Source organism: Adhaeretor mobilis (assembly GCF_007741515.1).
Lineage (GTDB): Bacteria > Planctomycetota > Planctomycetia > Pirellulales > Lacipirellulaceae > Adhaeretor > Adhaeretor mobilis.
In genome coordinates, this window is record NZ_CP036263.1 from 4,015,123 (window position 1) to 4,040,527 (window position 25,405).

The following is a 25,405-nucleotide window of genomic DNA, read 5'->3' on the forward strand; positions in this document are numbered from 1 at the left end:
CGCAATTTGAAATGCTTCGTTAGCCGTTGAGCTTGCTCGCCGTGGAGTCCCCGCGCCGAGCAAGCTCCGCGGCTAATGAAAGTTTCCACGACTTCAATACCACTCACATATTCGTCAAATCATCTTCGCCTCGACTACCGAGCAATTCATCAACCGCTCGTCCAACTGCGGCTGCTTGCTCACGTGTCGCATCTTTTCGCAAATAGACGCGACACATCTTGTGGGTCACGGGCATTTGGTTGAAAAGTTGATCATCAGTCAGCGGGCGAATGGATCCAGTCGCAGTATGGAACAGGAAGTTCTGCCCCGCGGTAGCAGCACGTGCGTCGGGTCGATAGATGTGACGCGGCAAATCGATCTGCATTTCCAGCTCGCGATTTTCCTCTGGCAACTTGCCTCGGATAGCTTGCGTCACCAATTCCACACTACTAAAGATGCTACTCTGCTCCGAATCGTCCGCCTTGAAAGCAAGATTTCGTTCATAAACAGATTCCCATTCCACTTGCCGACTCAATAGCTTCTTCCAACGTTCGCCAACGCTGCGCAAAGCCACGTTGTCGCTCTTGTGCCAGCGAGCCACATCGATCAGCAACGACCACTCGGTGAAGCCTTGATAGTCGTCTAAGTCATCGAGCGGATTGCCAGGGAACAGGTGCTCCTTGCTATCGCGAAACAACCCTTCGAGTGTCTTATCGATCGCTCGTACCGTGCGATGGAAGTAGACGGCGCGAAACAATTCGCTCTTTGTCTGCATGAATCGCAGCAGGGCGTTCAAACCGCGTTGGTGGATCGTGAGACCTCGCTCACTGAAGAAACTGTATCGCAGCAGTCGATCAAGATCGTAGGCTTTCTCGCTGTAGCCGCTCATGTACGCGTCCCGGAGTACGAAATCCATGTTGTCCACGGTATACAGACCGCAGAAGAGACTACGAAGCATGACTAGCCAACGAGGCTTACCGTCCGTGTCATCCCCTTTAGGGCGCATGATGAGCCACGCGATTTGCTCAGGGTCAAGTTGCTCACCGGCTTCGAGTTCACTGTTGGGACAACGCCGCACCTCGGCTAGCAGCTCTCCTAACTCTTCACGAATGATGTGAGCGCCAAGTGTTTCGTGCGTGAGCCCGTGGTCCTTGAGGAAGTGCGTATCGAAAAAATGTCCGAATGGCCCGTGTCCCACATCGTGTAGCAACGCGGCCATGCGACACAGGCATTCCACGTACCCACGACTGGGCACGTCAGGGCAGATCTCCTGGAGGCTTGGGTAGAGCGACGCAACCGCCCGCCCGGCCATGTGCATGGAACCAACCACGTGTTGAAACCGTGTATGTTCTGCCGACGGGTAAACCCACCAGGCGGTTTGCAGCTGATGAATCTGCCGCAAGCGTTGCAACCAGGGATGGTCAAGCAGCTGACGCTCTGAGGTCTCGCCGGGCTCGACCACAGAGATGAAAGGGATGTACCCGTGAATCGGGTCGTGGCAAAGGCTTTCTCGCTGAATATGCTTCATCTTTTCTATTGTGAAGCTGTTAGAGTAAATCGGCAATGGGCTAGTAGATCGATGCCTCTGGCCTACATGATTTCCTACTCAGCCAGGATGGCCGAGCTACTTGCTTGCCACGTTCGCCAAGGGTGATAATCTAGGGAGTATGCAACTCTCCCAAATGAACACTTATCAGGTGAACAAACGGCTGTTTCTACTGTGTGCTATAATGTGTGCCGCTGCGTGTACGGCATCCGCGCAAGACACAATCACTCGGCTGCGGCCGATCGATGTCTCTGGCACACTTCGAAGCATCGAGCCTGGCAAGCTGGCGATCGTGGATGCCCAGGGCAAGACCTATGCCTGCAAGATTCAGGAAGCCGACGCCAAGTTCGTTTCCCTAGCCGGGCTGAAGTTCGGCGTGAAGCTGCCGCCTGAAGTCAAAGTGACCGGCCAGCGAGCACTTGACTCACTGAAGCCGGGTGTGCTCCTGCAGTGCACTGCTGAAGTCAACCGGCTCGGAAACAGCAAAGGTGTTGTCACGACACTAAAGCTACTCGACGATGGCGCGGTCGAGCCTGGTATCAAGCTACAAGGAAAGCCGGCCTCTCGCCGTGAGCATACCTCGGCAGAAGTTACCGGGAGGCTCGCGAAAGTACGCCGCGATCGGGTAACGCTCGATGTGGGCAAGTCTGAGATCAGCCGTAGCGGCCAAATCACTCTGCGAGTTGGCTCAGAGATGGCACTCGTCAGCAGCAAGAATCACCAGCGAGCAGCGGCAGGCGATCAGGTTGTCGCTGCGACACTCATTCCATTTAGTAATGGGGAGTATGTCGTCCGGAGCCTTGAAATCCTGCTTGGCTCTGAGCAAGCGATCGATAGCGCGGAAACAGCCATGCTGCGCAAATACCAGAATCTTTCCGACGAGAGCACAACGCCGCGAGATGAACGCTCGAAGCACTTTCTCCTCCATACGGATATCTCGCCACGCAGCTCCGCCATCCTGCTGGAGCGGTTGGAGCGCATGCTTGAGCTTGTGTCGCGCTACTTCGGGCGGCCGCCTGATCGCTTGATCGAATGCTACGTGGTTGCGGATCTGAAAAAGTGGCCACCCGACGCGATAGATCCGGCAGGCGTGGCGAAGATCGCTAGCGGCGAAGGGGTAACGCTCTCACGAAGCTTGGGTAAGCAGCGGCGCTCGGTCGTGTATTCGAGCAAGAAGCATGGCATCGTGCAGCATGAGGCAGTTCACGCGTATTGCTTCCAGACATTTGGAAGCACAGGCCCCACTTGGTTTGCAGAGGGGGTGGCCGAGATGGGCAACTACTGGAAGCAGGGAGAGCTGGCGGTGAATATCAACCCTGTGGCGATCGATCTCATCCAGAATGGTCAGCCCGAACCGCTGCTAAAGATCGTCGCTCCTGGACAAGTGACAGGCGACTCCTGGAAAGCGTACTGCTGGCGTTGGGCGTTGTGTAACATGCTGGCAAACAATCCCAACTACTCCGGTCGTTTCAAGGAATTGGGCATCGCGATGATGTCCGGTAAGCCGGTAAGCTTCGAGACGGCTTACGGCGCGGTCGCTAAGGAAATCTCGTTCGAGTACCTCCAGTTCGTCAAGCATGTCGAGAATGGTTACCGGAGCGATCTAGCCGCCTGGCAATGGGGGCGAAAGTTCTCGCCGGTGGGAAGCACTCGCCCACGTCGAGTGAAAATACGAGCTGCCGCGGGGTGGCAGGCCTCAGGCGTGAGCGTCGAGTCCGGCGGCCAATATAGGATAGAGACCAAAGGCACCTGGACAATCGGCCCCGGCACGACAGTCACCCCAGACGGCGCCGCGGGAGGTAGAGGGCAACTGCAGGGTGTCGTTATGAACGACTGGAAACTGAGCAAGCCGTTTGAGCTAGGCACAGAAGCGACCTTCACAGCTCCAATCGACGGCAATCTTTACTTGCGCTGCCGCGATGCCTGGAATGAACTGGGCGACAACGACGGAGAAATCCAAGCGTCAGTTCGGCGAGCGAAGTAGATTGTCGAGCCTTCGCTCCGTGAATCTTGCATCACTGTAGAAGGGTTCCCGAGACTCGCGGAGCGAGTCTCGACAATCACACCGCTGGCGGCGGATCATCCAAAGAGCGAACCGCCAACACAACCACCAACGCCGTAATGCTGACCAACCACAGGATGCCAGCACCGCGTCCGATCTGGTTGACTACATTGGCTGTTGTCTCATCGCCAATAGAAGTGAGCAGCCCGGCTACCCACACCAGCAAGGTCTGCAGCACGGGCAAGCCGAGGGTTGTGATGAGCAGAAATTTTAGTGCGCCGCGCAGGTTCATGGCATAATCGTGTGCAAAGTTGTCCAGCGGAGGCGCCCGTTCTAGCGAACCGGCTGACAAACCGTAAAAACGGAAAATTCCACCCAAGCGGCCCAATCTTCGAGCGGTTTGCCAGCAATGTCAAGCGCCTAGCTGTTTTCAGGCCCATGAGGGCAATGTTTTCCGTGATTCGCCAGCTTGTTGACTCCTCAGAGCAGCTAGCAAAAGTAAGATTAGAGAGTCACCTCCAAGTACTTCGCCTGCAACTCCACATGCCCAGCCAATATTCATCCTGGAAACTCGTAACACGAAAAGCACTCGCTAGGTGGCTTTTCGTCGCATTGGTGGTAGCCCTGGGTTCGGGAGAGCTGGCTTTTGCTCAGAGATTACAACTCAAAGATGGTCGCGTGCTCACCGGCAGAATCGCTAAGACGAGTGGAGTGGGCGACACTTCGGACTCGGCCCCCTCGCACGCTGGAGAAATCGCCACCCAGCCAATCTACGTGATCGACGACGATTTGCGCCGGGTGTTCATCTCGAATCAACAAGCCAATCGCCTGATTGATGAAGCACCCGAGAAACAGGTAAGCATCAAGCTTTGGCAAAACATTGCCCAGGGATCCTCTGGCATTGCAAGCGTAGGCCCCAGCTTGGGCATCACGCCGTTTGATGAGTACGGTCGTCGCATCTACAAAATGCAAACCGGCCGGGGCCCGCTTTCGGTCATCCAAGGAATCACCGAACTTACACCACGCTATGCCCGCGTAGAGGCTTTACTCGGCCAGCCACGATCACCGGTATGGGATTGTCGGATCGCTACAAGCTCAATCCCAAGCGCGACCGTCGCGGCAATCCTCAAGCAAACGCTCCCTCAAGACGATCCCGAGGCGCGTCTGCAAGCGGTGCGATTTTACGTGGACTCCCAGAAGTACGCCGATGCAGGCAAAGAATTAAAAGCCATCATTGCCGACTTCCCAAAGATGAAGGACCTTGAAAGAGAGCTGAAACAGATCAACCAGTTGGCCGCTCGTCGCATTCTTACAGAAATCCAACTCCGCAAAGATGCCGGCCAGCACCAGCTTGTCCATGCGCTACTGCAGAACTTCCCAACGGAAGAGGTTGCCGGCGAAACTTTGCAGCAGGTCCGCGAGCTCATCAGCAAGTACGACAAGGCCCAGCTGCGAATCGATGCCACCAAGAAAAACATAGCCAGCATCGTGGCGGACATCTCTGACCCGGATGACCGCGGAATCGCGGCTCCGTTGATGGCCGAGATCACCGGAGAGTTGAGCCATAATAACATCGATCGCCTCGCGCCATTCAGCCAGTTTGTCGACGACGCTTCCATGTCAGCCGAAGAGAAGGCGGCCCTCGCCCTCAGTGGCTGGCTGTTAGGCGCCGATCAAGCGACGCAAAAACTGGCAGTGGCGATCTCGCTAGTAAAGATTCGTGATGGGGTGATACGCTACCTGCGCGAGCCTTTGGCTCACGAGCGTTCTACCATTGTGGACAATCTGCGCAGCCTGGAAGGTGCCTCGGTCGACAGAGTAGCGAGGCTGCTATCGATGATCAAGCCACCTCTCCATGACAACGAGTTGGTGAAACCTCCTTCGGCTGAAAATGGTTTTGGCTCGCTCAGCCTTGCCGCCCCCGGGCAAACCGAAGATGGAGACTTTCAGTACCTGATTCAGCTTCCACCCGAATACGACCCCCACTTGCGCTATCCGACCATCATCGCGCTCAACGGCGCATACAACAGCCCCGTGCAGGAACTCGATTTCTGGGCCGGTTCGCCGCGAGTAAACCAAGCGGGCCAAATCGTCGGTGCACGACTCGGCCAAGCAATGCGGCGCGGGTACATCGTGATTTCTGTCGATTGGCAAAAACCACAACAGTATCGCTACGAGTACTCCGCCCGCGAACATGTTGCCGTGCTCACGTGCCTGCGGGATGCTTGTCGGCGGTTCAGCATTGATACAGACCGGGTGTTTCTCACAGGCCACGGTACGGGGGGCGATGCCTCCTGGGATTTGGCCCAGTCGCACCCCGATGTGTGGGCCGGTGCCCTGCCGTTTGTAGCACAGATCGGTAAGTACGGCAGCTACTACTGGGAGAACGCTCGCTACGTGCCACTCTACTTCGTGGCTGGCGAGTTAGACGGTGCGAAGATGAAGCAGAATTCGACGCTGTTCGATCGTTTTCTAGGACGCCGTTTCGATGCCACGGTCGTGGAGTATTTGGGACGCGGACACGAGCCATTTCACGATGAAATCCACTACGCTTTCGAGTGGATGAACCGACGCCGACGCGGGAAGATTCCTGAAGAGTTCACCTGCTCGACATTACGCCCCTGGGACAACTTCTTCTGGTGGATCGAGTGCCAAAAATTCCCGGTGAAGTGGATGATTCATCCAGCAGAATGGACTGGTCGCGGAGCCCGCGCCACGGAAGTCGAAGGGAAGTTGCTCGCCGGCAATCGCTTGCTCGTAAAGACGGCCGCAGAAGGAGCTACCATTTGGCTCAACCCAGAGATGGTGGACTTCGACGAGCCAGTGCGGGTCACCATCAACGGCAACAACGTGCGCGGAGCGAGAGAGTCGATCAGCCCGCAGATCGATGTGCTACTGGAAGACGCCCGCACCAGGGCGGATCGGCAGCGGCCTTATTGGGCGAAGCTCGTGTGGCCTGCGGAGGAGAGGTAAGCCCCTCAACCAAACACCCTCTCCAATAGCTCATCGGAGAGCCACGCCGACTCAGTACCTTCCTCAGCCTCGCTCTCGAAAGGTTCCCGCTCGCCGGCCGCAATAGCCGTCGGCGCAAGCCGTGCGGTTCTGAATCTGCTCGCGGGGATTAGCTCGCCAAACGCACCAGTCCCTTCAAGAACCGCAGCCTCGTCTTCGGTCTCCGCCCCAAGCCACACGGTGGCTAGTGCTGCATCGACAAGCGCGGCTCGGTTGGCTTGCAGTGTCGAGACAGGCGGCGCACTACTTGCTGCCGCTACGCTGGTGATCCCTGTTGCTACGCCGGAGAAAACCGTGCCGTAGTCGGTTTGCCAGATGCCGAGGTCTACCGCATCGACGCTGCCATCATCATTGGCATCGCCATCGGCTAGCGCAGGGTTGCTGGTGCCGAAGCCGAGTTGCCAGGCGAGGAAGTCGAATCCATCGACGCTATTGTCTTCATTAAAGTCGGCCGACGCAACGCTCGTGACATCGAAATCGGACTCGAACGCTCCGATATCGACCGTGCCGAATTTGATGCGCGCCTCGCCCCGCTGATCGGTCGTCACCCCTGCGGCGATTTCGGCATTGCTGCCGCGGTTGATGGCCAAGCTTCCAGGAACCAAAGCATGTGTCAGCGTAGGTCCACCGTTGTCGGCGAGCGTCGTGTTCAGGATCGTCGTAATCGGGATCGTCCCCCCTCCGTTGACTCCGACGATGTTGCCGTTAATGCCATGGAAAATGCTTCCGCTCTCGACGTCTGCGGAGCCGATCAGGTTGTGGGAGAAATCGTTGAAGAGGGCTTCGGTGCCCATATCACTGGGCGTGGTGCCCGTGCCCTTGAAATTGCCAGCGACGATCGTGTTGTGCATCGTCAGTTGCGCGACGGGTGCGTTGATGCCGCCGTTGAATCCCGCGCCGTTGCCGTCGGAGTCCGCTCGGTTGCCGGTGAAGGTTGAGTTGCGAATCACCGTGGGGCCGCTAATGACTCGCAAACCACCGGTATCGCCTTCGGCTAAGTTGCCACTAAAGGTTGAGTTGATGATGGTCGTGCTGCCTGTCGATTCCAGTCGATAGAGCCCGCCGCCAGCTACTCTGGCCTTGTTGCCGGCGATCGTGCTACGATCGATCGTAATTACAGTCGTCAGCTGAGCGAAGATCGCGGCACCGAGGTTGCCTTGGTTGGCTTCGAGAGCTGTGTCTCCGCCCAGCGTGCTGCCGTTTTGAATATTCAGCGTTCCGGCGAGCATTGTGATTCCGCCACCATTGGTATCGGCAATGTTGCCGCTGACGGTGCTGGCGTCGATCGTGACCACCGAGCCGCCTTGTGCGAAGATCGCTCCGCCATTACCCACGGCGTGGTTGGCTTCGAGAGCTGTGTCTCCGCCCAGCGTGCTGCCGTTTTGAATATTCAGTGTGCCGCTGATCATGACGATTCCGCCGCCGTCGGTATCGGCGATGTTGCCGCTGACCGTACTAGCGTCGATTGTGACCACCGCGCCGCTTTGTGCGAAGATCGCTCCGCCATCGTCCATTGCCTTGTTTCTTTCGGCTTCCGTATCGCCGCCCAGCGTGCTGCCGTTTTGAATATTCAGTGTGCCGCTGATCATGAAGATTCCGCCGCCGCTGGCATCGGCGATGTTGCCGCTGACCGTACTGGCGTCGATTGTGACCACCGCGCCGCTTTGTGCGAAGATCGCTCCGCCACTGTCCATTGCCTTGTTTCTTTCGGCTTCCGTATCGCCGCCCAGCGTGCTGCCGTTTTGAATATTCAGTGTGCCGCTGATCATGAAGATTCCGCCGCCGCTGGCATCGGCGATGTTGCCGCTGACCGTACTGGCGTCGATTGTGACCACCGCGCCGCTTTGTGCGAAGATCGCTCCGCCACTGTCCATTGCCTTGTTTCTTTCGGCTTCCGTATCGCCGCCCAGCGTGCTGCCGTTTTGAACGTCCAGCGTTCCGCCAGATATAAAGACGCCGCCGCCTTTGTCATCCGCGATGTTGCCGCTGACCGTGCTGTTGTCGATCGTGACCACCGAGCTTGCGTCCGCAAAAATCCCGCCTCCGTTGACCCCCGCTTTGTTGGATTCACGCGGAATAACGACACTCGCATCCCCCCCCACGACGCTGCCGCCCGTTATGTTCAGTGTTGCACCGGTGACGACAATGCCGCCGCCTTTGTCATCCGCTTCGTTGCCGCTGACCGTACTGCCGTCGATGTTCACCAGAGTGCCCGTCGATGCAAAAATCCCTCCGCCATCGTCGGATGCCGTGTTCAGCTCGATCGAACTGCCGCTCATGACATTGACGGTCCCGCCGGTCACATAAATTCCACCACCATCGGTATCGGCGATGTTGCCGCTAACCCTGCTGCCGTCGATCGTGACCACCGAGCTTGCGTCCGCAAAAATCCCGCCACCGTTGACCCCCGCCTTGTTGGATTCAAGCGGAAGAATGGCATCCGCATCCCCCCCCACTAGGCTGCCGCCCGTTACGGTCAGTGTTGCACCGGTGACGACAATGCCGCCGCCTTTGTCATCCGCTTCGTTGCCGCTGACCGTACTGCCGTCGATGTTCACCAGAGTGCCCGTCGATGCAAAAATCCCTCCGCCATCGTCGGATGCCGTGTTCAGCTCGATCAAACTGCCACCCGTGACGTTGACGGTCCCACTGGTCACAAGAATTCCGCCACCATCGACGTTCGCCGAGTTATCGCGGATAGTGCTGTTGTCGATCGTCACGCTGCCACTGCTGACTGCGATCGCTGCCCCGTTTTCTGCCGAGTTATCCGAGAACGTGCTGTCCGTAATGAGTAATGTGCCGATGGAGTGAAAAATCCCGCCACCGTCTCTTTCAGGGATCGTCGCGCCTGCACGGAGCGTGGTGTTGGAAGTCACCGCGACACCGTCGAGCGTCAGGTTCTCCGTGTTCCTGATTCCGGCTCCCTCTTCGCCATCCACGATATTGGAAGGCCCCGGTGCGGTATTGCCATCACGAATCGTCAGGTCACGGAGGGTGACAGCGATCTCGGTGTTGTCGTTGCCGTTGTCAATCAAGAACACGCGGCTGTTGTCATTGCCGCTGACGGTGACCAGATTTGCACCCAGCCCATTGATGACAACCGAGTCGGTGATCTCCAGCTGGTTGGTTCCCGGCACGCTGAGCGTAATCGTTCCGCCAGACGCGAACACGCTCGGCTGGAACGTGATCGTCTGAGAGCCAGCGGTATCATTGGCAAACGCGATCGCTTCCCGCAGCATGTTGTGGTTATCGTTAGCGGCAAGCGTGCCGGTGTTGGTGTCGCCGGTGGAATCAACGTGCAGGCGGTCCTGAATATCGATCGTATAGGAGCCCGTCGAATTGCCATCGGTGTCGCCCAGGCCGGTATTGATATCGTAGCTGCTGTTTTGGTAGGCGGAAACGCCCGCGTAGTAAATACCTGGGGCCAGCGACATGCCGAGGAAGGAATCTCGGGGAAGAGCGCCGGTCTCGCCGGGCGCATTGGCGTCGTCATTAGCGGCGATTTGCACACCATTGGCATCGAACAGTCTCAGTAGCGAGTCGACCCCGCCCGTGGGTCGATCGACATCAATCTCAACAAACGAACCAGCGCGACCGACCTGGAACTTGTACAGATCGACATCCGCAGCGGAGTCAATTTCGCCGCCGTTAAATACCGTGCCAACGGTGAACAAATCCCCTAAGTCAACCGCGTTGGAGATGCGGTCGTTGGAATCGAGTGAGACCTCGGTGGCAGTGATAGAGTAGGAACCGGTCGAGCTGCCTTCGGTATCGCCGGTGCCCTCTTCGGCGTCGTAGCTCGTGTTGCCAAAGCTGGAGACGCCAAGGAAAAAGTCGTCGGTGTCACCGAACGTGAACGTCAACTCCGAATCGCGATTGCCTCCGCCGTCGTCATTGAAGTCAAGCTGATTGCCGTCGTTGTCGAACAGGCGCAGGTAAGTGTCTAACCCCGTGGTGGAATCGACAAAGTCGCCATCCACCTCGAACCGTATCGACTGCCCATCGATTCCCTCCCAGCGAAAAAGATCCACGTCGGTAACTAGATTGATTGAGTTTCCACCGGAAAAACCATCCAGTAGGGCGTCGCTCGCTTCATCGATTTGGTCGTTGGTATCCTCGAACGTTACCTCGTAGGGACCTTCCGAACTGAAGTTACCCGTATCGTCTCCTTCACCGGTGACGACACTGTACTGTTCATTGGAACTGGACGAAACGCCCAGGTAGTAGGTGCCGGAGGAAGTGAACGTGAAGTCAATCAGCGAGTTCACGCCCGGACCGCCATCTTCGTCGTCCTCGAGTTCAACGCCGTTGTCGTCGAACAAACGCAAGTAGGTATCGAGCGAACTTCCGGGCGTCGCATTGGCGGTGAAGGTGATTTCTTTACCGACGAGGGATGAGCTAATACTGATCTTGTACAGATCGACGTCGGTCAACCCTTGGGGCCCGCCGATAGCAGCGGTAATCGTTTGCCCATTCCCGAGTGTAGCGATCGGTTCGCAAATCTGATCGTTCGTGTCGCCATCGGGCCCCGGATTGGTGCAGGCGAGCAGCCGTCGCGGTTCGAGCGTTTCAAAACCCACGAGTCGGCGGTGCGTGGCGGATTGCGTTTTGCGGACGCGGCGAGACTTGTGTGAACGATGCTTCGACATAATGGGCTTTCCGAGGACCGAGAGAGAGTGGCAAGCGAAGCTGGCAACGACACGGCTGCAATGTGGGCAGTGCCGAGAGAGAAGCATCCAGAACACGACGCTTTACGAGATACCTCCTCCCCAGGAGCATCCACAGAGTATAGCCGCGATTGCGGGAAACAACCACAAAAAAGCAGGTGGCATTCAGCTAGCCCGCGAGCTACGTCTCGCGCGGTTTCAGAGCGGTTACAGTAACAGAAAGTGTTCTCTGGAGCAGGCTCTGTACGCGCCGGCAGGCCAGAAATCCGGGCGAGGCGTAGCTCGCCGGCTAGTGGCAATTGAGACTTTGTAGGCGATTCTTGCTGGAACTTGCTCCACTCGTTCCGGCCTACGACTGTCTCCGCTAGAGAAAAATGGTCTCAGCGAATCTTGCTCGTACTTGCCGAGGGGATGCTCCCCGCACGAGCCTGGCCTTGGCGCTTGCTGAGCATCGCACCGACGACAAACCAGCCGTCTTCGTCGCTGCGCACGACGGTTCCGCCGGGGCTGAAGTAGCGACGCACGACTTCGAAGCTGGGCAGCGTACGACCATCGATCTTTTGCTTGCGGAGAATGCCTTCGTCTTCGTCTTCAGGCGGAGTAAGCATGCGATTGAGCACGCGTCCCAGCAACGTTTTCGAGCGAGGCATGGCACCCTGGCGAAGCAGTTCGTAGGTAGGGCGATAAGCTTCGTCGCTGCGGATGAAACAGCGAGCACATACGGCACCCTGCAGGAGCTGGCGCATGGCAGCGTCAACCTCATTAAAATCGCCGGCGCCGGCGAGCGTTTCCTCGGTTGGTTTGTCTTGAAGAACCTTCCTGAGAAAGTCCATATGCGAAGCGACCATGAGCTTACCGTCAGCTACACAAACGGCTGAAGCCTGCGAAATGCCGCTGGCAGGAGCCTCGTCTACTACCTCTGGCTCGGCCGGTGCGAGCGGGTCGAACTCGACGATGCCGATTTCGAGATCCTCGAAATCGTCCTCAGGTTCCATGATCTCCCAGACTTGGTGCCCATCTAGGGTACGCAAGTGGGCGTCAGGGTCGGCTTCCATGAATTTCTTCACTGCGTTGGCAATTGCTTGCTGATTAGTGACATCGATCGAGAACAGGAAGCGTTCGCTACTTGTCGTGATCGGCAACTCGTAATCGGTCACGAGCGTAAGCCGCTGGCCGAGATGTTGGATGAACTCGTCGCGAACCTTTACGCGAGGACCATAAGGGTCTTCTTCCAAGCCCTTGATCATACTTGCGAAAGCATCGTCGTAACCGGCGATGGCATCGAAGAGGCTATCGAAATTGTCGAACGCTGCTTTCAAATCTACATTAAATGTTCGATAGCTGGCCAACTTACGTGGAATTGACTCTTTGGGAAGCAACTCGCCACCATTGGGGAAGTTCATCATTCGCATCGCAAGCGTGTACTTATCGTCACCAGTTGTAGTAGCCGGTGCGTAGACCGCCGTGCGATGGAGGATCTCATAGTTGCCTTGGACCGCCAGGTTCACGAACCCGCCGGCTCCTTGAACCGCACCGAAGCCCTGTTCGGTGAGAATTTTCAAATAGTCCTTGCCCATTCGCTTGCGGCCTGGGTTCAGCGAACGTACGGCACGTGCATAACCAAAAGGATCGATGAACCAGCGGAGCTCAGGTGAAAGATTGCCGGATTCCTGGCTGCAGCGCCGCATGGTTTGTTGATAGGGGACGACCTCCGTGAGCGTGTTCGTATCGGCGTTGCCGAAGCGAGCAATCATTTCCACAGCTTCCGTCTTGCTATCGCTCGCGCAGAGCATCTCTTGGTGGATAAAGAACACGGCCTCGCGAGTCTTGCCATCGCGACGACTATTGGGAACATTATAGATGGTGAGCGCAATTCCATCGTGCGGCGTTATCTGCTTAGTCGCTTTTCGATTTGTCAGTTCAACTTCAATCTTTTCCAAGAGTTCTTCTGCCTCAGCCAACCGACCGGTAACATCCACGGTCATCACCATAGAGGCTCTCTTACCTGATCGTTCGACCATACCGAGACCTACTTCGCCGCTGGCGACGCCCATAAGGTCGCTCAGTTCGAGACCCAGCTTATCTTTTACGCCTGATAGTTGACGCTGCAACTGGCGTTTCATGTCTTGAACGAACGGCTTCATAGCCTCGTCCTTCACAAGTTGCCCCAGTTGGGTTTGGTTCCAATTGTCGGCCAACTTCGCCATATCGGCGATAGAGGCAAACCCGCGCGTGTTGGCGCTCATCAGCGAGTCCGCAGGAACGGCCGCCTCGAGCTGAGCTGCTTGCGGCAGGATTGCCAAGAGCAATGTTGCCAAGAGAAAGGCGGCCGCCAAGGTCGTGGCGTATGAAGACGTGCGCGTCGAAGTAGTAATAGCCAAAATCTCATTCCTGCTTGTCAGGACCGCCAAAGCGGCCAAAGTCGTGGATCGTCAGCAGAGCAGGGCCCAACAGAAACATGCTCTTCGAAGACTCAGTTTGGGAATCAGTGCGCGGAGACTGTACTCATTCATCGGCTAGCTGGCAAGGTTTATCTCTCTTCGCTCGTCCGCACACCTAGAGCTTACCCAATGACGGGAATAGGTCCCATCGACATAAGCTGACGTTTTGGGAAGATAGGCGAAATATTTCGCTTGGGTCAGGTGGATTGCGGTGATTCGCATACATTCCACGATTTCCAAGACCGCTGAATCCTGCATGCGCAAGCCTTCCCGAGGCGACATACTTAAGCCCTCGGGTGATAGCGTATCCTGGGTTCAAACCGGCGGCTTACGCATGTCGGCTCGGGAATCAGAGAGCAGAGCAGTCCGATTCGCTAGCTCACGATGTCCCGTCGTCTAGCGAGGTAATCCCAAACCACATAGCGGTCTAAATCGTTTCCGGCCGTGAAGAACACTCGCCCCTGGGTCGATTCGGCCAAATTGTAGGCAAATCGCACGTCCTCCTCAGTTTGCGACCAACTGGGCAGCAAGAAGAGGTTGATCGTGATATCCTCCCGTCTGCAAAGCTGCCCTTCGCGCATGGTTGCGGACTCGGTGCGTGGATCTGGCGGATAGAGAAGGTAGAGCATCTCCTCTTCGAAATGAGCCGTTGGTAGGCCGTCGGTGATGAGCACGATCTGGCGATTGGGTGTGTCCTGCTGAGCGAGCATCTGCCGCGCGACGGCCAAGCCATGCTGGACATTCGTAAAGTGAGGAGGAATCTGATATTCGCTCACCTCGTCGCTGCTCATATCAGCCTTGAGCCGCACGACCGGATCGTGCAGCGTCACCGGCTTGGGCATGAGCTCGATAACCTGCCCTCGCTCTACTCGTTTGGCGAAGCTGTACATTTCCACGAACTGCAAAAAGTCGCCCGGGTACTCACTGCGGATCAACCCTTCCAGTGCCAATGCCATCCGCTTCACATTGATGTACTGCCCGTCGTAGCGCATCGAACCGCTCATATCCATGACTACGCAAGTGGCACACTTTGGGGAATTGCGAGTTAAGTGTATCTGTAAGTCGTCTTGCCCGAGGCGCACCGGCAGTCCTGGTCCTTGGCGAATGAGCGCGTTTATAAAGGAACCGGGGATATCTAGGTTCGTGACCGAATCGCCGAACTCATACTCCTTGGTCTGTTGCATTTCGACAGCGCCTTCACCCACCGTGGGACCTTGATGTCGACCTGTGCGCGAAGCTTTGAGCTCACTGAACAATCGCTCCAGCAGTTTCCCTTGAAAGATGCGATACGCTTTAGGCGTAAGTTGAAAGTTGCCACCCTTTTGCTGGAGTCCTTGTTGCTCTGCCACTTCGCGCAAGTAGTCCTGCACTTGTTGCTGGAGGGCGCTTAGTTGCTCGACATCGCCTGGCTCGGCGAATTCGGCGAGCGCGTCCATGTCGATCAGGCCAATCTGGGCCGTCTCGGCGGCTTCCTCAAGTTGCCGAATCAGTTCATCGATTCGCTCTAGTTCTTCTTTGATCTCTAATGCTTGCGGCACAGTCATCGACTCGCGGCCGGTAAACTCGTACTTCGCAGCCAGTTGCTCGACTTGATACTTGTTTCCCAATGTTTCGATGAGCCCCACTAACGCCCTGGCAAGCGGCGATTGGTCGTCGCCCGTGGCATACCACAGGCGCTCCAAGTCGCGGATTTGCTCGTACTTGACGGCTTGCTCGAAGCGCTCGCGATGTGGCTTAGGCGGCTGAGTCTTACTTGCCTGTTCGCGAAATGACTTCGCGGCGCGCTTGCGGACTTTGCGGGTCTCATACTTGTCCAAAATTTTCCGCTTACGTTCACGGAGCATGGCCAGTAAGGCATCGATACTAGGGCCCAACCCTTGGATTTGGCTCGGATCGATTCGAACCGCCCGCGCAAGTTCCTCCTGTGTCAACTCCCTTCGCTCTCCGAACATGAGCATATGCTCGAAGGCGGAAGACACCATGTCTGGTGGCGGTTGCGTAGGGCTGGGGAATCGCTGGGGATCGTACTGCTGGTAGGTGTGGATGACACCTCCCAGGCTCTTGCGATCGGCCATAGGATGCTGCTTTGGGAATTTGATGTGTTGGGGAACGAAATCGCTACGAGTGCATCGTAGTGGCCATAGTCCCAGCAGGCAAATCACTCGCAACTACAGCAATTCCGGGAAGCTCGCATTCAGAAATTCTTGAGTATCTCGTGCACATGCCACTTAAACATGGTGACGTGCCCCGCCTTGGGATCAATCGTCAAGGTGCTACCCGGCAGTTGCGAATGAAAGTAGTGAGCCATTGAAGGCGTCACGATGCGATCGCAGCCACCTTGCCAGATGGAGACATCCACACCGGCAGCTTCAGCCACGGCAAATCCCCAGCAGCTTCCCAGTAATCCAATATCTTTGACGAGTCCCTGCGGGCCGCAAACCGTTGCCTCACGCAAGTTAGCAACGAGCCGGTTCTTCAGCTTGGGATTGCAAAGCACGAGCTTGCGGTCCGCAGCCGTCCAACTCTTGGTGACTTGCTTGACGATACTGTCGGGCTTGCGATTTAGCCGACGATCAAGCAAGCCTATACCAAAGTTCCCTAGTCGCGGACGACGGCGCAGAAGATCGATCATATCGTCGGAGTTGCCACGCACTACTGGCGCTCCTGGAGGAGTATGCCCTGAGACGAGTGCCAAATGCGTCACACGCTCTGGCATCGCGCGAGCCACTGCGAGACCGTAGGGTGCCCCACCAGAAAGCGCGATAATACCAAATGGTGCTCCTTCGATCCCCATGGCCGCCAGCAATTGGTCAACGTCGGTAGGCCAGTCGGTAATCCGACGACAACCGTAATACGTCGAATTGCCTATGCCGGGGCGATTGATCGAAATCAAACGGATTCCCGACTCATCGAGTTCCTCATCGCAGAGACCTACCTCAAGGTGCGAACCCGGAGTTCCATGAAAATAAAGCACCAAGTTACCTGTCGGGACACCGTACTCTGCGTAGTGGATATATCGACCATTCGCCAAACGCACACGCTTACCCGGATGGAAATCGAGTTCCGCTTGGGCGTTGCTCGTCGCCAGGAGCGTGATCAATAGGGCAAGGTGTGGCAATACAGAACGGAGCAGCGAAAATTTCACTGGAAGGGCTTTCGAGAGGGATTCAAAGCGTGGGTGAAATCCGAGACTCCTTCAGTATATGTCGCCTGCAGTTGCAGTGTGGAATAAATTAAGAGATCGCGATCACCTGGAGACCGGCCGACCGGGAATGGTGTGGTAACGATTAGAGCGCCTATAGCAGGCGTCCTACGAGAGACCATGTGGTCCGCTGGCGAACGATGGCGATGCAACCGAATAGCAGCAAGAGCCCCGATACAGGCTCTGGTATCGCGATCAACTGCCCGACAGGTGAGTATTGCTGCTGCCAAACGAGGAGATCTCCGCCATTGCTTCTGCCATCGCCGTTGGCATCAGCGGCTAAGGCACCGCCATAGTTCGCCTGCCATATCGCGAGGTCGTCGCCGTCTACAACATTGCTGAAATTAAAGTCGGAGGACAAGAATTCGAGTTCGGACTCGTACAGAAATAGTCCGCTCCCTCCACTGGCAAACTCGGCTAGAAACACGACATCACCGGCATCACTGAGCCCTCGCGTTCCGGCGGCGTACCCATCGGCAAGTTTTATGGATTCAATCGTTTCGCCGGCGAGCACATCGCCCTTACGCGCAATTAGCATTGAACCACCTTGGGTATCGATAAGCCAAAGTCCTTGATCGTTGTTGGAGTTGACGCTTCCGCCAACGGCAAGTGTTGCTGAGAGGGCAACCTGCCCGAGGGAGTTGAAGGCCGAAGAGTCAAAGCTACTAAAGTCCGCACCGGGCATATCCGGCACGCCACCGCTTCCAAGACGCGCAATCAGCTGGCTCTGTGCTGGGTCGGCTTCCAGTAGCCAGAGGCCGCCTGCATCCGCAGCAGTTACTCCGCCGACGCCGATGTTGAGATCTGCTTGCACGAGAGTTTGACCCACGTCATTGAGCCGTGGCGCAGAAAACCCCGCGAATGTGGCAGCAGGTACCTCAGGTACGCTGTCGCCCTCGCGTGCCAATAAGGTCGAGGCACTGCCATCGTATAACCACACGCCACGATCGTTGGATGTCGTAGTGCCACCACCGATTTGTAACGTCGCGTCAAAAGCTACTTGTCCCGAGCTGTTGATCGTTGCTGTGTCGAAGGACCCAAATTTGCTGGCGGACACTCCGGCTACTGCGTCTGATTGGCGAGCCACCAAAGTACCGCCTGAGGAATCCATGCGCCAAAGTCCAAGGCGGTTTGAAGCGGCAACGCCCCCTGGTCCTTCCTCGAGTCGACCGTAAACCATTGATTGACCGTTCTCGTTAGCCGCCTGCAGAACCAAGTTTGAAAAAGTACCGCCTGGCACCGCAGGCGGGGATGTCACATTTGTTCGGGCTACAAGCGAAGAACTTTGATCAGCTGAGTGAGTCCAAATACCTTTGTCGTTGGTAGAATCGACGTCGGGAACCGTCAACTGCAAGTGTGCAAGCGTGGCTGCAGTACTCCCAGTAAGCAATGGAGCGCCAATGCTTGTGAAACTTGAACTGGACACGCCAGCTGGGATCGTCGCGCCGGTGCGCACCAACTGTGTGCTAGACGCACCAAGGTCCCAAACTCCATCGTGGTTGCTGGTCGTGATTCCACCAACGCCCGTCTTTAGTTGGCCATGGACAAGCACCTCGCCACTCACTCCGAGCGAGGTGGCGAGAAAGCTGTCAAACCGAGCCCCAGAAGCTCCTGGAACGCTGCTGAGCCCCTCACGTGAGACTAAGCTGGTTGCCCCCGATTTCCAGGCCCAGACGCCCGTGTCGTTGTCCGTAGTCACAGAGCTCACACCAGTTTCGAGGTTCCCCATAAAGGCAACTTCGCCACCAACGATGATCACTGGTGCTGAGAAACCCGCAAATATCGCAGCGTCATCAGCAACGTCGCCACTCTGCACAAGCAACGAGGGAGTCGCTGCTCGAGTTGACGTTGCTGCTGAACTTATGGCGAGGGAGAGGAGTGCGTAGCAGAGAAGCGACTGGGCACGGCGCGTTCTAGAGAAGCATAAGTGCATCGTGGCAAAATCCGAATCAAGAGAAGTGATTGACTGTGGATTTTTGCTAAGCTAATCGAGCAGCAGACCGAATGCAAATTTTTGCCTGCGTAGGGCTTTATGCTTCTCGTAGGCCCTCATGATTTCGCCAGCTATTCAGAGGTGCCGAGTTGCCGTAACCGTTGAGCACGCAACAGGTTGCCTTGGTGCTGCGGTGAGCCCTCGCAGCAATTTTGTAACACCTGCACTGCCTTATCAATTTCGCCCAACTGTTCGTAAGTCCGAGCAAGATTGTAACTAGCGGCGGCAACAAGGATGACGTCATCAACCTTATCCGGGTCGATCGATTCGAACCAAAACTGGGCCGTCTCGTAGCGTCCTTCATCGTAGGACAACTGACCGAGCCATAGACTGGCTAATGCTTTGGCTTGCTCCGCTACTGAGCGAACTTGTGGAGGGAGCTTGCTCAGCGCTTCGCCCGAGGGACGCACACGCTCATTTTGATACAAACGGATTGCATCGCGATGGCCTTCGCGAGGCTCTGCCAGCTGACTCTTGCGATCGCTTCGTAACGGTGGCTTCTTACCCTGAAAGTGTAATGCCCGCGCTTTCCATAGCATCGGTTCTTGACGAAAAGGATCGAACGCTTTCGCCGCAAGGCGTCGCTTGCTGATCTTGATCGAGTGCTCATCGACAATCGATTGAAATGGCAACGGCCATAGCTTCACTGCTTGAATCGAGTGTTGCTTTTGGAGTTCACTCTGCAAGTCCGCAAGATCGGAACTCAAGAGTACTATCTGCTCATCTTCGAGAGCGTTTTCCAAGAGGTGCGATCGCCCAGTGAGCTGGAACGGCGAGGCAACGATCTGTGCCTCGACGCGACTGAGATCATACTCTGCGTAGAGACTTGGCAATAAATCAGAATCCGCCTGAACTCGAGCGAGCGTGAGTACTTCTTGGGTTTCACTGTTCACCACCGGAAGGCCCAGCCTTGTATCGTACAAGTACAGCTCCCCTTCAATCAGTACGGCAGGCAGCCAAAACTCGGCCGGCGATTCGTCGCCTGAACTCACAGCCAAGACAACGGCTGCAAGCTGTTGCTGGCGACAAAGCTCTACGAAGACCCACGCACGATCTTCCACCGTGCCACGTCCGTAGAGCAACGCCTGCCAGGGATGGTGAATATCGACCGCCTGTTCGGCAGTAACCGCCCAAACATTCCTTACGGTCCAGTCGAACAGTGCCGTTGCTGCTTCCAGATCGGTAACCGCATCGCCCCGCGCCCAGTCTGAAATATCGCGCAACCAGATAGCCTCTTGCAAGGCTCGTCCTTCGCCGGGCGCCAAGCTGTCGTCCAGCAACGCCGCTTCTGAGATCCTATCGGCGAGTTCCTCGTCCTGCCTCAAGCCTTGAGGCAGTGTATCAATGAGTTGTAGAGCAGCCTTCTCATCAATTTTTGCCTGGCGATTACGCAGCCAGCGATTGGCCGTATCCACTAGCAACTCCAACTCGCCCAAATCAGGCGTAGGCGCCCAATCCACGGGCGGCCTACGGAGTTTTACGTAGTTTTCTATCGCATTGCGAATGGTCTTGGCGCGACGATTAGAAAATCTCCAAATCTCGATGCGTTCGGGATTCACCAATGGATTAGGAATATCGACATCAAGAATCAACGCATTCTGTGGGTTGCGATCGTCCAAGCGGCGAACCTTCAGCGAGACATACGACCGCTCCTCGAGGCCGCGCTGCGCGCTTTCGCTAGTCGGATCTACGTAGTAGAGCCGCACAATGTCGCCCGGCTTGACCTCTGCATCGTGAAAGTTCGCGTTGTTGAGCGGTACCTGAAGATAGTTATTGCCAGCACCCAATGCTTGTGGGTTTGAAGTCACTACCGCAAGCACTTCGTTTCCGTCAGCGCTATTGGTCGCGTCGAGGATTTTTTCTTCGCGCACTAGGTCAGTATCTACCCGATTCGCAAGATCATTCAGCGTACTCGCAAAACTACTGATTAGTACTTCTGCCTGAGCACCCTGATAAGACTTTTTCGCGTTTGATTTCTTGGGCCTGTGTGCTGCTGGTCGTCGCTCGTTGCACCCGGCAATGATTAGCAATCCGATTAGCAGCGTAACGATCGCACGTGGATGACTCCTGGTAGCTAGGCGTTTCACGAAAGGACTTCCTCCGTTGCGGCGCGAATGGCCAGCACACGTCGCATGAAACCTTCCATCTGGTCGAGTGGGATCATGTTGGGTCCGTCGCTAGGCGAGAGATCAGGATTGGGGTGCGTCTCACAAAACAGCCCGTCGATTCCCACAGCCATTGCCGCCCGGGCAAGTGGTTCGACCATCTCGCGATTGCCACCCGTTGCTCCCCCTAAACCGCCCGGCTCTTGTACGCTGTGTGTCGCGTCAAACACGACCGGAGTACCGAAGGCTTGCATTTGTGGCAGCGCTCGCATGTCGTTCACGAGCCGGCCATACCCAAAGAAAGTGCCGCGCTCGCAGAGCAAGAGGTTCTCACATTTCGCATCGCGAAGTTTCTTGACGACATGCTGCATATCGCCGGGGGCCATGAACTGCCCCTTCTTCACGTTGACTGCCTTGCCTGTCTTGGCGGCAGCCAGTAGCAAGTCCGTCTGGCGAGCCAAGAAGGCAGGGATCTGCAACAGGTCACAAACCCCGCCCGCAACTTCCGCTTGGCTAGCCTCGTGAATGTCGGTCGTCACCGGTAAGCCGGTGGCGTCTTTCACTTCGGCTAGCATCGCAAGCCCATCGACAAGCCCCGGGCCGCGAATGGCATTGCCGGAAGTGCGATTCGCCTTATCGAAAGACGCCTTAAAAACCAACTGCACGGGCAAGTCAGAGGCGATTCGCTGCAATTCTTCTGCGATTTCAATCGCTGCGGCGGCCGTTTCCAGCACACACGGGCCGGCGATCCAGAGGAGTGGCTGTCCGGCGCCGCAGGTATAGGGCCCGACGTGGGCTAGGGTTTTGGTCACGATATTGGCTCTTCGCTTCGTTCCAGATGGCTGATTGCTCACACTATAGCGGCGGTTTTCTATACGTAGAACAGCCACTATCCGGTTCAAAATCCTATTGGCTGGTGCGTCTCACCATGAGATCTGCGTGTCTTGCGAGCACTCGCTCAATTCTTCAGTCGGATGCGTAGAGCGAGTCTTTCAGCAACTCCAAGAAAGCCACAAGTCTTTCATGGCAAGTGCTTTACGACGAGAGGCAGATGTCAATCTCCCATTTTGGGACGATCTTGCGACTGCTTGGAGCGGAGGTTGATGCTATCGATGTTTTGAAGGCTGTTTTGCTTCGTTTTGTGCCAAGATCAAACAGTACTTTGAGGCTTCCCAAGCCGGCAGTGGTTTACTGGACCCGATACGGAAACTAAATCGTCTCACGCTAACATGCTTAAGGGTAACAACTTACAAAGACTGCGACACCCAAGTCAGGCGATCCCACGAAACTTTCGGCACGATTGCTGCTTTAGTACAAAGCGTGGACATGCAGCTTACCAATGGTTTCTGCGGCCACTCAACCTTGCTGGCCCGCGGGGCCTCGAACGAAATTGTTTGGTGAATCAGTTCAATTGCCCCTGACTGGTTTGCTGAGCCGAACTGTTTTCGGCTCGTTCGAGGCCCGCTTTTTTATGCGCGAAGTCGAGAACCCAGCAAAGCAGAGTCTACCAGCCGGAACCAACTTGGCGGCCCCAAACGCTCCCGGGCTGCTTGCTGTGGTAGGGGCGGGCTTTCTGGAGAGCCAGGGCCTTCATCGTGCCGGTAATCTCTACCCGCTTGAATCGCCCACCGTTGGCTGCAGCAATTTCTTGCAATTGCTGAGAAGCTTGACTCGTAGAGCTCGTGCCCATGCCAAAAGTGTGGATCACGAATTGACGCCCGCGTGTATCTAATAATGCTGCCAACTTGCGGCCGTCTTTCGTTGTATTTACTCGCCCGTCAGTCAGCAGAAAAACCGTATCTGGCCGCGTCGCTCTTGCCGCCGCAAGCCCCTGGTCAACCGCGTTGCCTGTACACAGTTCAACCGTGTCGAGCCAAGCCGCCAGTTGCTTCTTGTTCTCGGTGGTAGGGCGAATGAAATCACGCGCTGGTCGGGGGAAGAACATGGGGTAAGCAATATCGCTATAGAAAATGACGTAGAAGCCCTGTCGAGGCGTGAGCAGATTGACAGTTCTCAGCAACTCGTCGATTAGTGTTTCCAGTCCGCCGCCATTCATGCCGCCAGAGTTGTCAACGAGAAACACAATCCGACGTCCTTCGATCTTCTCGCCAAAGAAAGTCGCTAGGGGTTCCAAAGCAACCTCACTAGCTAAGCCGCTCTGATCGATCCCGTCCGTACCCAGCCCTTCCAGCCCCATGCCACTACCGAATAATCCGGCAACCTCCCCACTGGAAGTCTGACTCGTTTCGCTGAGCTCCGCAAAAGACGTGTCGGATAGCAAGTCGCTGGCGAGGACTGTCTCCTCAGTCAGAGATACCTCTTGAAATTCGGCTTCCAGTCCTTCAGTCAACTCGTCCAGAGACTCTGCATCGAGCTCTAAATCGATCTCCAACTCATCGTCGAAGAACGAGGGCGCAGAGGAGAGTTCGAGTGATTCCACTTTTGGCGGTAGCTCAAGCGTGAACATGCTCAAGCATACGAGCGCTGCCATGTGGAGGATGAAATTGAGACTGAGATAATGAGGGCGTTTCTTTTCCTTCTTGCGATTCCTGCTGCTAAAACGATCGTCCATGCGGAGGATCAGGTCAGTCGCGTTTTCGCTGCGAGGGTTCGGAGAACTTGGTTCTCTCTTGTCTTCAGTCGGCAGGCTCTGAGCGGCTTTCTGTTCTTGGGATGCCGCAGTGGTGGTCGCGACATCTCTCGGTCGCTTAATCGACAATGAACTAGCAGCACCGTTTGTAGGAGCAGCTTGGGTGGTCGCTTTCTTCCCTGCTGAGACTTCAACAACGAAGGTCTCAAGAACTGCTTCATCGGCCTCGTCGCTAGCTTCGGCGAGCGCAGCTTTAGACGAGCGCGGCAAATCCGAACGCGGGATCTTCACCGTGGGCGCGTGAGGAGAAATGTCCGAGTGACGGCGAGGCATACAACTGTTGAAGCTAGCAGTGGTGGGAAAGCGGCCCTGCCGAACGCCTCCTTGTGACGGCCTGTCATGCAGTTTCAGGCGCGAATGCGACTGCTGGGCATTCTAACAGAAATGCTAGCAAAACCGAAATCTATTCTCTTTGGGAATCTGACGGGGAACTTCGACAGAAAAGAGGCAACTCGCCACGGGTGAAATTCCGATATCCGTTGGTAGGCGATGTCTCGTAGCAGTCCCGGAAGCAGGAACCTCTTAGGGATCTGAGCTCTCGGCGATCCAGGTTCTCAGCAACCTTCGCTTCATCGGCAACGCTCACTACCCGCTATTGCGCTGCTCAGGCAGCACTCAAATCCCGGAACTTCAGCGACCCAGGACACCATGAATCTCCATCCAAAAGTGCGCCCTTTGTGGCAGCGCGCCGCCATTATTCCGCCCCTTGCCGGACTCATGGCATACAAGGCTTCCCATCTACCTAAGTCAATCCTGCCGCGTGATCTCAAAGCGATCGTCAAGAACTGGGACTACTCGCAATTCTGGATGCTGCTTAAGAGTGGGCTCACGCGCGCTTACATTGATCAACCCTGCGACTTCCGCATGCCAGATTCGTTTGCTCCGCTTGCGAAAGTGGCACCGGAATTTCAGATGACCGAAGAGCAGATCAAGTCGTTCTACACCGACGGATTCATTGGTCCGTTCGACGCGTTCACACAAGAAGACATGGCCGACTTCCGTGAAGAGATGCTGGCTGTCGAAGACGTGCGCTCAGCGACCTACGGGTTCAAGACCCCCCGCGATCGCCATTTTGAAATGTCACGCCTGTGGGAATACATGAAGGCCCCTGCGATAACCGAGCGACTTGCACAGCTGTTGGGTCCCGACCTCTTGGTGTGGCGCTCGCAGATGTTCTACAAGGGCCCCAAGGCACCCGCTATTCAATGGCACCAGGCGAGCACTTTCATGGTAGAGGATTACCTCGACCCAGCCATCCATCCCAAGGATCGGGGCGAGATGTTCCAGCTGACTGCCTGGGTAGCCGTTGATGACTCGACGGAGGAAAATGGTTGCATCGAATTCTATCGCGGCTCGCACGACAAAGTGCGCACGATCAAGTTTGGCGGCGAAGAGGGATTCTATAACGCGAACTTCTCACTAGAGTTCGATCGCGATCCGGAACGCATCGTCAAGCTACCTGTCAAGGCGGGGCAATTCATCATTTTTGCCGAGCGCTGCATTCATGGCTCCGGCCCAAATACGACTGATCGTCATCGCCTTGCGTTCAACTTGCGCGTGGTTCCTACGAATGTAGCCGTGTATCCCAATAAGGAAAAATATCGGTCTGTCTACAACGGCGGAAAGTACCACCTGAAAAAGTGGGGTACAGCCTTGCTACGGGGCGAGGACCGCCATCAGCTGAGTCGCTCAGTCGATCCCGTCGAAACGGCGGCCCGCTACGAAGCTGAAGCCGCTGCGAAAAAGCAAGATAACCTCAAACAGGCCGCGTGAGGAATCGTGGTCGGCACCGCGGACCTTACGGAACC

At 56.2% G+C, this 25,405-nt stretch carries 13 protein-coding genes; 3 read left to right on the forward strand and 10 right to left on the reverse strand.

The window, feature by feature from the left end; translation table 11 throughout:
- Positions 1-103: 103 nt before the first annotated feature.
- A complete protein-coding gene (locus tag HG15A2_RS15790) occupies positions 104-1,507 on the reverse strand; it encodes an HD domain-containing protein (protein ID WP_145061187.1) in 1,404 nt (467 codons plus the stop codon).
- A 154-nt stretch (positions 1,508-1,661) separates the two neighbouring features.
- Between HG15A2_RS15790 and HG15A2_RS15795 the strand changes: the two genes are divergently transcribed.
- Positions 1,662-3,509, forward strand: a complete 1,848-nt coding sequence (locus HG15A2_RS15795; RefSeq protein ID WP_145061188.1) for a hypothetical protein — start codon at positions 1,662-1,664, stop codon at positions 3,507-3,509.
- A 76-nt stretch (positions 3,510-3,585) separates the two neighbouring features.
- On the opposite strand, the gene HG15A2_RS15800 is transcribed toward HG15A2_RS15795, so the two are convergent.
- Positions 3,586-3,906 (reverse strand): hypothetical protein, encoded by a 321-nt coding sequence (locus HG15A2_RS15800; protein WP_145061190.1) that lies wholly within the window; start codon positions 3,904-3,906, stop codon positions 3,586-3,588.
- Positions 3,907-4,070: 164 nt separating this feature from the next.
- Here HG15A2_RS15800 and HG15A2_RS15805 point away from each other — a divergent pair, with 164 nt between their 5' ends.
- Positions 4,071-6,500: a peptidase gene (locus HG15A2_RS15805; RefSeq protein ID WP_145061193.1), complete on the forward strand. Its 2,430-nt coding sequence runs from the start codon at positions 4,071-4,073 to the stop codon at positions 6,498-6,500.
- Between the two features lie 5 nt (positions 6,501-6,505).
- Here the strand turns inward: HG15A2_RS15805 and HG15A2_RS15810 are convergent, their stop codons facing one another.
- From HG15A2_RS15810 to HG15A2_RS15845, 8 genes are all read right to left on the reverse strand, one after another.
- Positions 6,506-11,188 (reverse strand): beta strand repeat-containing protein, encoded by a 4,683-nt coding sequence (locus tag HG15A2_RS15810; RefSeq protein WP_218932011.1) that lies wholly within the window; start codon positions 11,186-11,188, stop codon positions 6,506-6,508.
- A 398-nt stretch (positions 11,189-11,586) separates the two neighbouring features.
- Positions 11,587-13,587: a hypothetical protein gene (locus tag HG15A2_RS15815; protein WP_145061197.1), complete on the reverse strand. Its 2,001-nt coding sequence runs from the start codon at positions 13,585-13,587 to the stop codon at positions 11,587-11,589.
- 434 nt (positions 13,588-14,021) lie between these two features.
- Entirely contained in the window at positions 14,022-15,722 is a 1,701-nt protein-coding gene (locus HG15A2_RS15820; protein WP_145061199.1) for a VWA domain-containing protein, read from the reverse strand.
- Positions 15,723-15,841: 119 nt separating this feature from the next.
- Positions 15,842-16,792: an alpha/beta fold hydrolase gene (locus HG15A2_RS15825; RefSeq protein WP_145061201.1), complete on the reverse strand. Its 951-nt coding sequence runs from the start codon at positions 16,790-16,792 to the stop codon at positions 15,842-15,844.
- A 151-nt stretch (positions 16,793-16,943) separates the two neighbouring features.
- On the reverse strand, positions 16,944-18,671 hold the full coding sequence (locus HG15A2_RS15830) for a DUF7453 family protein (protein WP_145061203.1): 1,728 nt from the start codon (positions 18,669-18,671) through the stop codon (positions 16,944-16,946).
- 242 nt (positions 18,672-18,913) lie between these two features.
- On the reverse strand, positions 18,914-20,929 hold the full coding sequence (locus tag HG15A2_RS15835) for a transglutaminase-like domain-containing protein (RefSeq protein WP_145061205.1): 2,016 nt from the start codon (positions 20,927-20,929) through the stop codon (positions 18,914-18,916).
- Positions 20,926-21,762 (reverse strand): 3-deoxy-8-phosphooctulonate synthase, encoded by an 837-nt coding sequence (gene kdsA / locus HG15A2_RS15840; protein ID WP_145064099.1) that lies wholly within the window; start codon positions 21,760-21,762, stop codon positions 20,926-20,928. The genes HG15A2_RS15835 and kdsA overlap by 4 nt, the downstream gene beginning before the upstream one ends.
- 689 nt (positions 21,763-22,451) lie before the next feature.
- Complete coding sequence (locus tag HG15A2_RS15845; RefSeq protein ID WP_145061207.1) at positions 22,452-23,870, reverse strand: vWA domain-containing protein; 1,419 nt, start codon at positions 23,868-23,870, stop codon at positions 22,452-22,454.
- A gap of 375 nt (positions 23,871-24,245) precedes the next feature.
- On the opposite strand from HG15A2_RS15845, the gene HG15A2_RS15850 reads away from it, so the two are divergent.
- Positions 24,246-25,370: a phytanoyl-CoA dioxygenase family protein gene (locus HG15A2_RS15850; protein WP_145061209.1), complete on the forward strand. Its 1,125-nt coding sequence runs from the start codon at positions 24,246-24,248 to the stop codon at positions 25,368-25,370.
- Positions 25,371-25,405 lie beyond the last annotated feature (35 nt).

What these genes read in the sequence shown, in the direction of transcription:
- HG15A2_RS15790 (WP_145061187.1), bottom strand. Translation starts at nt 1,507, where the DNA reads ATGAAGCATATTCAGCGAGAAAGCCTTTGCCACGACCCGATTCACGGG.
- HG15A2_RS15845 (WP_145061207.1), bottom strand. Translation starts at nt 23,870, where the DNA reads ATGCCTCGCCGTCACTCGGACATTTCTCCTCACGCGCCCACGGTGAAG.
- HG15A2_RS15805 (WP_145061193.1), top strand. Translation starts at nt 4,071, where the DNA reads ATGCCCAGCCAATATTCATCCTGGAAACTCGTAACACGAAAAGCACTC.
- HG15A2_RS15850 (WP_145061209.1), top strand. Translation starts at nt 24,246, where the DNA reads ATGAATCTCCATCCAAAAGTGCGCCCTTTGTGGCAGCGCGCCGCCATT.
- HG15A2_RS15820 (WP_145061199.1), bottom strand. Translation starts at nt 15,722, where the DNA reads ATGGCCGATCGCAAGAGCCTGGGAGGTGTCATCCACACCTACCAGCAG.
- HG15A2_RS15810 (WP_218932011.1), bottom strand. Translation starts at nt 11,188, where the DNA reads ATGTCGAAGCATCGTTCACACAAGTCTCGCCGCGTCCGCAAAACGCAA.
- HG15A2_RS15795 (WP_145061188.1), top strand. Translation starts at nt 1,662, where the DNA reads ATGAACACTTATCAGGTGAACAAACGGCTGTTTCTACTGTGTGCTATA.